The organism is Micromonospora sp. DT46 (assembly GCF_049841735.1).
Classification (GTDB): domain Bacteria; phylum Actinomycetota; class Actinomycetes; order Mycobacteriales; family Micromonosporaceae; genus Micromonospora; species Micromonospora reichwaldensis.
This window is the reverse complement of record NZ_JBNCKW010000015.1, coordinates 1-11,801: the sequence shown is the minus strand read 5'-3', so window position 1 is coordinate 11,801 and position 11,801 is coordinate 1. Positions and strand designations below refer to the sequence as shown.

General features: G+C 72.6%; 8 protein-coding genes. 3 read left to right on the top strand and 5 right to left on the bottom strand.

The features are described from left to right. Positions 1-44: 44 nt before the first annotated feature. Positions 45-3,236 (bottom strand): isoleucine--tRNA ligase, encoded by a 3,192-nt coding sequence (gene ileS, locus ACLQ20_RS30020; protein ID WP_425858251.1) that lies wholly within the window; start codon positions 3,234-3,236, stop codon positions 45-47. Positions 3,237-3,646: 410 nt separating this feature from the next. Between ileS and ACLQ20_RS30015 the strand changes: the two genes are divergently transcribed. Next, positions 3,647-4,087, top strand: coding sequence for a carboxymuconolactone decarboxylase family protein (locus ACLQ20_RS30015; RefSeq protein ID WP_151457162.1), 441 nt, complete (start codon positions 3,647-3,649; stop codon positions 4,085-4,087). Between the two features lie 66 nt (positions 4,088-4,153). On the opposite strand, the gene ndk is transcribed toward ACLQ20_RS30015, so the two are convergent. After that, positions 4,154-4,579 (bottom strand): nucleoside-diphosphate kinase, encoded by a 426-nt coding sequence (gene ndk / locus ACLQ20_RS30010; protein WP_151457163.1) that lies wholly within the window; start codon positions 4,577-4,579, stop codon positions 4,154-4,156. A gap of 143 nt (positions 4,580-4,722) precedes the next feature. On the opposite strand from ndk, the gene ACLQ20_RS30005 reads away from it, so the two are divergent. After that, entirely contained in the window at positions 4,723-6,129 is a 1,407-nt protein-coding gene (locus ACLQ20_RS30005) for a VOC family protein (RefSeq protein WP_425858250.1), read from the top strand. Positions 6,130-6,188: 59 nt separating this feature from the next. Here the strand turns inward: ACLQ20_RS30005 and ACLQ20_RS30000 are convergent, their stop codons facing one another. The 3 genes from ACLQ20_RS30000 to ACLQ20_RS29990 are packed head-to-tail and all read right to left on the bottom strand — an operon-like array spanning position 6,189 to position 10,626. Then, a complete protein-coding gene (locus ACLQ20_RS30000; protein WP_225852503.1) occupies positions 6,189-6,680 on the bottom strand; it encodes a DUF4233 domain-containing protein in 492 nt (163 codons plus the stop codon). Further along, complete coding sequence (locus tag ACLQ20_RS29995; protein WP_151457323.1) at positions 6,677-8,011, bottom strand: bifunctional folylpolyglutamate synthase/dihydrofolate synthase; 1,335 nt, start codon at positions 8,009-8,011, stop codon at positions 6,677-6,679. The genes ACLQ20_RS30000 and ACLQ20_RS29995 overlap by 4 nt, the downstream gene beginning before the upstream one ends. Beyond that, on the bottom strand, positions 8,008-10,626 hold the full coding sequence (locus ACLQ20_RS29990; RefSeq protein ID WP_151457322.1) for a valine--tRNA ligase: 2,619 nt from the start codon (positions 10,624-10,626) through the stop codon (positions 8,008-8,010). The genes ACLQ20_RS29995 and ACLQ20_RS29990 overlap by 4 nt, the downstream gene beginning before the upstream one ends. Before the next feature lie 69 nt (positions 10,627-10,695). On the opposite strand from ACLQ20_RS29990, the gene ACLQ20_RS29985 reads away from it, so the two are divergent. Next, a complete protein-coding gene (locus ACLQ20_RS29985) occupies positions 10,696-11,379 on the top strand; it encodes a hypothetical protein (RefSeq protein ID WP_151457321.1) in 684 nt (227 codons plus the stop codon). Positions 11,380-11,801 lie beyond the last annotated feature (422 nt).

Below are 11,801 nucleotides of genomic sequence, written 5' to 3'. Positions count from 1 at the left end.
GGCGGTCCGGCGACACTCCGCCGGACCGCCCCCGTCTCACCGACTCATACCCTGCGGACGGCCACGGTCACCCGCTCGCCCTCGCCGACCTCCCCGGTGAAGCCGTCCACCCCGTCGGCGAAGTCGACGGAGTCGGCCAGCACCTCGCGGGCCACGAAGTCGGTGTACGCGGCCACCGCCGCACGCACCTCCTCGCCGGCCGACAACGCCACCACGATCCGGTCCGAGACGTCCAGGTCGGCGTCGCGGCGGGCCTGCTGCACCACCCGGACGACGTCCCGGGCCAGCCCCTCGGCGGCCAGCTCGGGGGTGACCTCGGTGTCCAGCACGACCACGCCCTCGCCGCCGGGCAGCGGCGCGGAGTGCTCGGCGTCGGCGGCGACCAGGCGCAGCTCGTACTCGCCCTCGGCGAGGGTGACGCCGGCGGCGACCGGGGCGCCGTCGACCAGCTCCCACTCCCCCGCCTTGACCGCCCTGATGACCTGCTGCACCTGCTTGCCGACGCGGGGGCCGAGCGCGCGCGGCACCACGGTCAGCACCTGCTGGCAGTACGCCGACACCTCGTCGGTGAACTTTACCGCCTTCACGTTGACCTCGTCGGCGACCAGGTCGCCGAAGGGCCGCAGCTGCGCCGCGACGGGCGAGGCCACGGTCAGCGTCGACAGCGGCAGGCGCACCCGCAGGCCCTTGGCCTTGCGCAGCGACAGCGCCGCCGAGCAGACCTCCCGGGTGGCGTCCATCGCGGCGACCAGCGCGTGGTCGGCCGGGAACTCCCCGGCGGACGGCCAGTCGGTCAGGTGCACCGACCGCTCGCCGGTGAGGCCGCGCCAGATCTCCTCGGCGGTCAGCGGCGCCAGCGGCGCCACCACCCGGCACAGCGTCTCCAGCACCGTCCACAGAGTGTCGAACGCGTCGGCGTCGCCGGACCAGAACCGGTCCCGGGAGCGCCGCACGTACCAGTTGGTCAGCGCGTCCAGGTAGGACCGCACGGTGACGCAGGCGCCCGAGATGTCGTACGCGTCCATCTGCTCCTGGACCGTCGACACCAGCTCGTTCGTCTTCGCCAGCACGTACCGGTCGAGCAGGTGGGTGCTTGTCGTGTTCCGCTTCGCGGTGTACCCGTCGGCGTTGGCGTAGAGCGAGAAGAAGTACCAGACGTTCCACAGCGGCAGCAGCACCTGCCGGACGGCGTCGCGGATGCCCGGCTCGGTGACCGCCATGTCGCCGCCGCGCAGCACCGGCGAGGACATCAGCATCCAGCGCATCGCGTCCGAGCCGTACGAGTCGAACACGTTGTAGACGTTCGGGTAGTTGCGCAGGCTCTTGGACATCTTGCGCCCGTCGGAGCCGAGCAGGATGCCGTGGCTGAGGCAGTTGCGGAACGCCGGCCGGTCGAACAGCGCGGTGGCCAGCACGTGCATGGTGTAGAACCAGCCGCGGGTCTGCCCGATGTACTCGACGATGAAGTCGCCCGGGTAGTGGTGCTCGAACCAGTCGCGGTTCTCGAACGGGTAGTGCACCTGGGCGAACGGCATCGAGCCGGACTCGAACCAGCAGTCCAGCACCTCCGGCACCCGGCGCATCGTCGAGCGCCCCGTGGGGTCGTCCGGGTTGGGGCGGACGAGGTCGTCCACCGCCGGCCGGTGCAGGTCGCTCAGGCGTACGCCGAAGTCCCGCTCGATCTCCTCAAGCGAGCCGTAGACGTCGAGCCGGGGATAGTTCGGGTCGTCGGACTTCCACACCGGGATCGGCGAGCCCCAGAACCGGTTCCGGCTGATCGACCAGTCGCGGGCGTTGGCCAGCCACTTGCCGAACGAGCCGTCCTTGATGTGCCCCGGCGTCCAGTTGATCTGCTGGTTCAGCTCGACCATCCGGTCCTTGAACTTCGTCACCGCGACGAACCACGACGACACCGCCTTGTAGACCAGCGGGGTGTCGCAGCGCCAGCAGTGCGGGTACGAGTGGGTGTAGGTGTCCTGCTTGAGGACGACCCCCCGCTCCTTGAGTTCCCGGATCACCGGCTTGTTGACGTCGAAGACCTGCTCGCCCTCGTACGGCGGCACCAGCGCGGTGAACCGGGTGTGGTCGTCGACCGTGACGATGGTGGGGATGCCGGCCGCGTTGCAGACGTTCTGGTCGTCCTCGCCGAAGGCCGGGGCCAGGTGGACGATCCCGGTGCCGTCCTCGGTGGTGACGAACTCCGCGCCGAGCACCTGGTAGGCGTTCGGGCCGGCCTGCTCGACGAGGAAGTCGAACAGCGGGGTGTAGCGGCGCCCGGCCAGGTCGCGGCCGGAGACGGTGCCGACCTGCTCGTAGCCCTCCAGCTCCTTGGCGTACGCGGCCAGCCGCGCCGCCCCGACCACGTACCGCTGGCCGTCGCGCTCCAGCACGGCGTACTCGATGTCGGGGCCGACGGCGAGCGCCAGGTTGGACGGCAGGGTCCACGGCGTGGTGGTCCAGACGCCGAGGCGCACCGGCCCGCGCACCAGCTCCGGCGCGCTCTCGTCGGGAGTCAGCGCGAACCAGACCGACAGCGTCGGGTCGTGCCGGTCCCGGTAGACGTCGTCCATCCGGGTCTCGGTGTTCGACAGCGGCGTCTCGCAGCGCCAGCAGTACGCCAGCACCCGGAAGCCCTCGTAGACCAGGCCCTTGTCGTGCAGGGTCTTGAAGGCCCACATGACGCTTTCCATGTAGTCCAGGTCGAGGGTCTTGTAGTCGTTGGCGAAGTCGACCCAGCGGGCCTGCCGGGTGACGTAGCGCTCCCAGTCGTGGGTGAACTCCAGCACCGAGGTGCGGCACGCCTCGTTGAACCGGGCCACGCCGAGGTCGAGGATCTCCGCCTTGCTGGTGATGCCGAGCTGCTTCTCGGCGACCACCTCGGCGGGCAGGCCGTGGCAGTCCCAGCCGAAGCGCCGCTCCACCCGCCGACCGCGCATCGTCTGGTAGCGCGGCACGACGTCCTTCACGTACCCGGTGAAGAGGTGGCCGTAGTGCGGCAGGCCGTTGGCGAACGGCGGGCCGTCGTAGAAGACGTACTCGTTGTCGGCGTCGCCCGCGACGCCGCCTCCGGCCGCGTCCGTGCTCTCCGGTCGCCGGCCGGAGGCCGGCCGGGCCTCGACGGAGGCCTCGAAGGTCTTGTCAGCCGTCCAGTGCTCCAGGACGCGGCGCTCGACCGCGGGCAGGTCCGGGCTCGCCGGGACGCCGGCGGCGGTCGGTTCGTGCAACGGATAGACCATCGGGGGTCGCTCTCCTCGCGCAGCTCACTGTCGTGTGGGTCTGCGAGGACGAGCCTTCTCGGGTACGCCTGACGGCGCCCCCGGGCAGGCCCGCGGTACCACCCCGCTTGGCGGCCAGGATCGACCGCCCGCTCGTTGGCCGGCTGTGACGGGCCGGACCCGTCCGGTTCTACTGGGCCGGGGTGAACCGGCTGTTCTTCCGGAGGCTCACCGGTGATGGCCGGGTCATCGCCTTACGACCGCCAAGGTTACCCGACCACCCCGAAAGATCGCCGCCGAGTAAACCCGCCCGGTGACCGGTTACCCAGGGTGACGAGCGGCGTGACCGGGCTCACGTCCGCCGCTGTCACGCCGCGCCTGGGCGCGCCGTCGTGTGGGTGTCGAGACAGACCGGACCGAGGAGGGCCGTCATGCAACGGATCAACGTGGCCGAGGTGGCACCGCAGGCGTACCAGGCCGTGCTGGGGCTGGAGAAGTACGTCCGGGCGAACGTCGGGCACACCGTGCTGGAGCTGGTGAAGCTGCGGGCGTCGATGCTGAACGGCTGCGCGTTCTGCGTCGACATGCACAGCCGGGACGCGCTGGCGTCGGGCGAGTCGGACCGGCGGCTCTTCGCCGTCGCCGCCTGGCGGGAGGCGCCCTTCTTCGACGAGCGGGAGCGGACCGCGCTGGCGCTCACCGACGCGGTGACCCGGCTCGGCGAGCACGGCGTGCCGGACGACGTCTGGGACGCGGCGGCGAAGGTGTGGTCCGAGAAGGAACTCGCCGACCTGCTGATGGCGATCGCCACCATCAACGTGTGGAACCGGATCGCCGTGACCTGCCGCACCGATCTGCCCACGGACGTGTGACGGTCCGCGACGCGACGCAGGCGGCCGGTGCGCGCGACGCGCACCGGCCCCGCGGCGGCGGGTGCGTCAGACCAGCTCGGGGAACCAGAGCGCGATCTCGCGCTTCGCGCTGTCCGGCGAGTCGGAGGCGTGCACCAGGTTCTCACGGTTGGACAGGGAGAGGTCGCCGCGGATCGTGCCGGCCGCCGCCCGACGCCCGTCGGTCGCGCCGACGAGCCCGCGCACCACGTCGATGACCTGGTCGCCGGCGAGCACCAGCGCCACCAACGGGCCGCCGGTCATGAAGTCCTTCAGCGGCGGGTAGAACGGCTTGTCGACGTGCTCGGCGTAGTGCTCGTCGGCCAGCGCGGCGTCCATCGTCCGGGACACCATCGCGTCGATCCGCAGCCCCTTGCGCTCGAAGCGGGAGATCACCTCGCCGACCAGCCCGCGGCGGACCGCGTCGGGCTTGATCAGTACGAGGGTGCGCTCATCGGGGCTGCTGCTGGACACGCTGGGTTCCTCCTGTGCGCGGAAGACGGTCGGGCTGGGTACGGTCAGCCTAGCGACCCGGTCCCGGCACCGGCGCGGCGGCCGGTCCTTCCTCCGGCGGCCGATCCGGCCTAGCCTGGCCCTTGACCCTCGGGAGGTCCACTGTGGCGAATGGCGGGAACCGGCCCATCGCACCGGTACGCAAGCTGATCGCTGCGGTGCTGGGCACCGTGGCCACCTTCGTCGTCCTGTTCGGCCTGGGCATGACGAGCTGGGCGATCGTGGCACTCGGCGTCGCCCTGCTGGTGCTGGCCATCGCGCTGGCCACGGTGCGCGGGGGCGGTCGCACCTGGGTGATCGGCGAAGGGCACGTGCACAGCGCCTCCGAGCCGCCCACGCAGTACGCCTTCGGCCGCTGCGAACTCCAGCTGGTGATCGACGCCCCGGGGCTGCCGCCCCGGTCCAAGAAGATCATCGAGCCGCGGGTGCCGGTGGCGAAGTGGCCGTCGCTGGGCCAGACGCTGCCGATCCGGGTGGCCCTGGACGACCAGCGCCACGTCCGGGTGCTCTGGGACGACGTGCCCACCCACGCGGAGACCGCCGCCGCCGTCGCGGCCGACCTGCCGCCCGAGTACGCGGGCACCGAGCCGCTGGACGACGTGCTGATCCAGCAGGAGGCCCCGCCGTGGGCGGACCGGGCGCCGGACGACGACTTCCGGGACGACTACCGCGACGACTTCCGGGACGACTTCCGGGCGCCGGTGGGCGATCCGCTGGGCGACCCCGTCGGTGATCCGCTGGGCGATCCGCTCGGTGGGGACCGGGTCGGGCGGCCCGAGGAGCGCGAGCCCGTCGTGATGCACCAGCGTCCGGGTGGGCCGGTCGTGCTGGAGGGCACGCTCGTCGAGCAGCCCACCACCGGCACCCTGCCGCGCCGGGCCACCCCGACGCCCCGCCCGCCCGCCGAGGAGCGGTTCGACGCGCCCGGCGAGCGCCTCGACCCGTCCGCGCCGGCGGATCCGCTCGACCTGCCCCTGGACGATCCCGCCCCGCCGCGCAACCGGGTCCGCGACGAGCGGGTCCGCGACGAGCGGATCAGCCCGGAGGAACTGGACGAGGCGATCTTCGGCCCCGGTCCGGCGACCGACGCCGACGACGAGGCCGGGGAGACCGCGGCGGCCGGCGACGAGTTCGGGGCGCCGATCGCCGGCGTGGGGCTGACCCTGCTGGTCACCGACCTGCCCCGCTCGCTGGACTTCTACCGCGACCTGGGCTTCGCCGAGGTCGACCGGGGCTCCGGCAACGCGGTCCTCTCCTCCGGGACGACCCGCCTGGTGCTGCGCGAGGTGACCGAGGCGGCGCCGATCAGCCGCCGGCTGGTGCACGTCAACCTCGAGGTCGACGACATCGGCTCCGCCTACGAGCGGCTGCGCGGCACGGGCGTCCGGTTCACGTACGCCCCCCGCGTGGTCAACCGGGGCACGAAGCTGGAGGTGTGGGCGGCGGCGTTCCGCGACCCGGACGGCCACGGCATCGCCCTCACCCAGTGGCGGGAACGCGCCGAGGCCTGACCCGTCAGCCCAGCTCGCCGAGGCCTGACCCGTCAGCCCAGCTCGCCGAGGCCTGACCGTCAGCCCAGGATGACCCGGCGCACGTGCAGGGCGTAGCCCCACACCAGGGCGAAGACGACGCCCAGCACCAGCAGCGACCAGTGCAGCAGGCCGGCCAGCATGAGCAGTCCCTGCAGGGCGGTGCCGGCGTGCCAGGCCCACGGCCGACGCATCATGCCGGCGAGCAGCACCGCCGCCACGGCCAGCGCCACCACGGCCCCGATCGCGGCGCCGCCCAGGTCGCCGCCGACCACCCGGATCGGCTGGATGGCCAGCACCAGCACCAGCGCCTCCAGGCTGAGCGTGCCCGCGCCGAGGCCACGGACCGCCCGTTCCGGGTTGCGCAGCCCGGAGCGGCGCGGCGGGCGCCCCGCGGGGTTGCCGTCGGCCGCCCGGACCGCGCCGTCGTCCGGGGTGCCGTCCGAGGTACTGGCGGGGAGGTCGCCGGGGAGCCCGTCGGGTGCCCCGGTCGGGCGGTCGTCGCCCGCGGTGGCCCGCTCCGGCCCGGTCATCGCTTCAGCAGCCGACGGGCGTCGGCCACCGTCACCACCGACCCGGTGACCAGCACCCCGACCCCGCTCAGCTCCCCCGGTACGTCCTCCTCGGCCATCGCCACCGCCGCCTCGATCGCGTCCGGCATCTCCTCGGCCACCTCCACCCGCTCGGGTCCGAAGACCTCCGCCGCCAGCGCGGCCAACTCCCGGGCGGGCAGTGCCCGGGGCGAGCTGTTGCGGGTCACCACGACCTGGTCGACCACCGGCTCCAGCAGCTCCAGCAGGCTGGCCGCGTCCTTCTCCGCGAGGACGCCGACCACCGCGACCAGCTTGCTGAAGGCGAACTCCTCCTGGAGGGCGGCCACCGTGGCGGCCATCCCGTGCGGGTTGTGCGCCCCGTCCAGCAGGATGGTCGGCGCGCTGCGTACGCGCTCCAGCCGGCCGGGCGAGCTGGCGGTGGCGAAGCCCTCCCGGACCGCCTCGACGTCGAGCTGCCGCTTCGCCCCGGCGCCGAGGAACGCCTCCACCGCCGCCAGTGCCACCGCCGCGTTCTGCGCCTGGTGGGCGCCGTGCAGCGGGATGAACACCTCCTCGTAGACGCCGCCGAGGCCCTGGAGGGTGAGCACCTGCCCGCCGACGGCGACGGCCCGCCGCAGGACCCCGAACTCGGCGCCCTCCCGGGCGATGGTCGCGCCGACCTCGGCACAGCGCTCCAGGATCGGCCCGGCGGCCTCCTCCTCCTGCGCCGCGGAGATCACCGTCGCGCCCTTGTGGATGATTCCCGCCTTGGCCAGCGCGATGTCCTGGATGGTGTCGCCGAGCCACTCGGTGTGGTCCAGCCCGACCGGGGTGAGCACGCACACCCCGGCCTGGATCACGTTGGTGGCGTCCTCGGCGCCGCCGAGACCCACCTCGACCACCGCCACGTCCACCGGGGCGTCGGCGAAGGTGGCGAAGGCCAGGGCGGTCGTCATGTCGAAGTACGTCAGCGGCTCCGCCGAGCGCTCGTCGACCAGCCGGGCGAGCGGCTCGATCTCCCGGTACGTGGCGACGAACCGTGCCTCGTCCACCGGCTCGCCGTCCAGGCTGATCCGCTCCCGGACGTTCTCCAGGTGCGGGCTGGTGTAGCGGCCGGTGTGCAGCCCGAACGCCCGCAGCAGCGAGTCGATCATCCGGGCCGTCGAGGTCTTGCCGTTGGTGCCGGTCAGGTGGATCGACGGGTACGCCCGCTGCGGGCTGCCGAGCAGGTCCAGCAGCGACTCGATCTTGTCCAGCTCGAAGGCCATGCGGGTGAACCCGCGTTCGGCCAGCTCGGCCTCGACGGCGGCGAAATCGGTGCGGTCGGTCACGAGGGCAGCGCCTCCAGAGCGGCGTCGATGCGGACGAGGTCGGCCTCGGCGACGGCGAGCCGATCGCGGATCTTGGCGACCACCGGCTCCGGCGCCTTGTCGACGAACGCCGGGTTGCCGAGCTTCGCCCGGGCCTGCGCGGCCTCCTTCTCGGCGGCGGCCCGGTCCTTGGTCAGCCGGGCCCGCTCGGCGGCCACGTCGATCGTCCCCCGGGTGTCCAGGGCCACGCTGACCTCGCCGGGCATGGCGAGCGTGGCGCTGGCCTGGAAGCCGTCGCCGGCCGCGTCGAGGCGCACCAGCGACCGGATCAGCGGCTCGTGCGCGGAGATGCCGGCGGCGGCCAGGCCGTCGAGCCGCGCGGCGACCCGCTGCGTCGGGCGTAGCCCCTGGTCCGAGCGGAACCGCCGGATCTCGGTCACCACCCGCTGGAGGGTGCCGACCTCGACCTCCGCGGCGTCGTCGACTCCGGTACGGTCGGCCACCGGCCAGGCGGCCGTCAGCACCGTCTCGCCGCCGGTGAGCGCGGTCCACAGCTCCTCGGTGACGAACGGGATCACCGGATGCAGCAGCCGCAGCAGTTGGTCCAGCACGTGCCCGAGCACCCGGCGGGTCGCCTCGGCGGCCGGGCCGCCCTCGGCGAGCACCGGCTTGGTCAGCTCCACGTACCAGTCGCAGACGTCGTCCCAGGCGAAGTGGTAGAGCAGGTCGCAGACCTTCGCGAACTCGTACGCCTCGAACTGCTCGTCGACGGCGGCGGTGACGTGCGCCAGCCGGGACAGGATCCACCGGTCGACCGTCGACAGCGTGTCGGCCGCCGGCAGCGGCCCCTCGGTGTGCGCGCCGTTGAGCAGCGCGAAGCGGGTGGCGTTCCACAGCTTGTTGCAGAAGTTGCGGGAGCCCTGGCACCAGTCCTCGCTGACCGGCACGTCCCCGCCCGGGTTGGCGCCCCGGGCGAGCGTGAACCGGGTGGCGTCGGCGCCGTACCGGTCGATCCAGTCCAGCGGGTCGACCACGTTGCCGAACGACTTGGACATCTTCTTGCCGTGCTGGTCGCGGACCATGCCGTGCAGGGCCACCGTGTGGAACGGCGGCCGGCCGTCCATCGCGTACAGGCCGAACATCATCATCCGGGCGACCCAGAAGAAGAGGATGTCGTAGCCGGTGACCAGCACGCTGGTCGGGTAGAACTTCGCCAGGTCGGGAGTCTGCTCCGGCCAGCCGAGCGTGGAGAACGGCCACAGGCCGCTGGAGAACCAGGTGTCCAGGACGTCCTCGTCCTGGTGCCAGCCCTCGCCGCCCGGCGGCTCCTCGTCCGGGCCGACGCAGACGATCTCGCCGTCCGGGCCGTACCAGACGGGGATGCGGTGGCCCCACCAGAGTTGGCGGGAGATGCACCAGTCGTGCATGTTGTCGACCCAGGCGAAGTACCGCTTGGCCAGCTCCGCCGGCTCGATCTTCACCCGACCGTCGCGCACCGCGTCGCCGGCGGCCTCGGCCAGCGGGGCGGTGTTGACGAACCACTGGAGCGACAGCCGCGGCTCGACGGTCGTCCGGCACCGGGAGCAGTGCCCCACCGCGTGCACGTACGGCCGCTTCTCCGCGACGATCCGGCCCTGCTCGCGCAGCGCGGCGACGATCGCGGGGCGGGCCTCGTAGCGGTCCAGGCCCTGGAAGGGGCCGTGCGCGGTGATGACGCCCCGCTCGTCCATGATCGTCAGCGACGGCAGGTCGTGCCGCTGGCCGATCTCGAAGTCGTTCGGGTCGTGCGCGGGGGTCACCTTGACCATGCCGGTGCCGAAGCTCGGGTCGACGTGCTCGTCGGCCACGATCGGGATCCGCCGGTCGGTCAACGGCACGGCCACCTCGGTGCCGATCAGGTGCCGGTAGCGCTCGTCGTCCGGGTGCACGGCGACCGCGGTGTCACCGAGCATCGTCTCGGCCCGGGTCGTGGCGACCACGACGTCGTCGCTGTATCGGATCGAGATCAGCTCGCCGTCGTCGTCGGTGTGCTCCACCTCGATGTCCGACAGCGCGGTCAGGCAGCGCGGACACCAGTTGATGATCCGGTTGGCCCGGTAGATCAGCCCGTCGTCGTAGAGCTTCTTGAACATGGTCTGGACGGCCCGGGACAGGCCCTCGTCCATGGTGAAGCGCTCACGGTCCCAGTCGACGGAGTCGCCGAGGCGACGCATCTGGCCGAGGATCGCGCCGCCGGATTCGGCCTTCCACTGCCACACCCGCTCGACGAACTTTTCCCGGCCCAGGTCGTGCCGGGACAGGCCCTGGCCGGCGAGCTGCCGCTCGACCACGTTCTGGGTGGCGATCCCGGCGTGGTCCATGCCCGGCAGCCACAGCGCCTCGTGGCCCTGCATCCTCTTGCGCCGCACCAGCGCGTCCTGGACGGTGTGGTCCAGCGCGTGGCCCATGTGCAGGGAGCCAGTGACGTTGGGCGGCGGGATGACGATGGTGAAGGGGGGCTTGTCGCTGTCCGCCGACGCCCGGAAGTGGCCGGCGGCTACCCACTGCTCGTACCGTCGCTGCTCCACCTCGCCGGGCTGGTACTGGCCGGCAAGGGTCGGGGCGTCGGGGCGTCGGGCATCCAGTCTCTCGGTCACCCTGAAAGTCTACGGAGCGCTTCCCGGGACCCGACGTGCGCCACCTGCTGTTCGCGTACGGTGTCGGCTATGTCCGACGCACATCTCACCGATCGCCCGGTCGCCGACGGGCCCGAACCGATCGATCTGACCGACGAGCCCATCCAGCTCAGCAACCGGGACCCGGAGAGCGCCCCGGAGCGGCGGGGGACGTGGTCGGGGCGCCGGCGGGTGGCGTGGGCCGTGGCGGCGGTGGTCGGACTCGCGGGAGCCGCGGTGCTCGGCACCGCCGGCTGGCGGGTCGCCCAGCAGAAGGACGCCGATCTGGCCACCCCGGACCGGGTGGCGGGCCTCGTACGCGACGACAGCGACCGGGCCCGCAGCACCTCCGACTACCTGCGCAGCGGATTCGCCGCCGACATCGACCTGGACAGCAGCTTCGGCACCGTCTACCGGGATCCTGCCGACGACAGGCGCTCGGTGCTCGTCTTCGGCGGGACGACCCTGCTCTGGCAGCCGGAGCGGGACCTGAACAGCCTCTTCGGTCTGCTGACCGACGAGACCGGCAAGGTGACGGGGCTGCGCAAGATGCCCGCCGGGCGCTTCGGCGGCGTGATGAAGTGCGGCACGACCAGCGGCGACGGCGGCGACTTCGCGGTCTGCGGGTGGGCCGACCACGGCAGCGTGGTGATGGCGATGTTCCCGGGTCGCTCCGTCGACGACGCCGGCGGGCTGTTCCGCGCCATGCGCGAGGAGATCCAGACCCGAGGCTGAACGCCTTGGCCGCCCGGCCCGAGCCTAGGTGGCGCGGCCCGAGGCCAGGTGGCGGCGGGTGGAGTCCAGGTGGCGCGGCCCGAGTCCAAGTGGTGCAGGCGAAGCCCTGGTGGCGCGGCCCGAGCCTAGGTGGTGCGGGTGGAGTCCAGGTGGTGCGGGCGGAGTGTCCCCCGGCGCCTGGCGGGGGAACCCGTGGCCCCGGCCTGAAAACGAATCCGCCGCCCGATCGACCCTGCTCCGGTCCCGGGGGATCCGGCTCTCGGCCTCCGGTCCCCGCAGGATTCGGCTCTCGGCCATGCCCCAAATGGGCCGTAACGCAGTTCAGGGCCACCCCCGAAGGGGTGACCCTGAACTGAAAGATTGTCCGGCGGTGTCCTACTCTCCCACACCCTCCCGAGTGCAGTACCATCGGCGCTGGAGGG

Excerpts from the sequence above, each read along its gene's own strand:
- ileS (WP_425858251.1), bottom strand. The coding sequence starts at position 3,236 with ATGGTCTATCCGTTGCACGAACCGACCGCCGCCGGCGTCCCGGCGAGC.
- ACLQ20_RS30015 (WP_151457162.1), top strand. The coding sequence starts at position 3,647 with ATGCAACGGATCAACGTGGCCGAGGTGGCACCGCAGGCGTACCAGGCC.
- ACLQ20_RS30000 (WP_225852503.1), bottom strand. The coding sequence starts at position 6,680 with ATGACCGGGCCGGAGCGGGCCACCGCGGGCGACGACCGCCCGACCGGG.
- ACLQ20_RS29985 (WP_151457321.1), top strand. The coding sequence starts at position 10,696 with ATGTCCGACGCACATCTCACCGATCGCCCGGTCGCCGACGGGCCCGAA.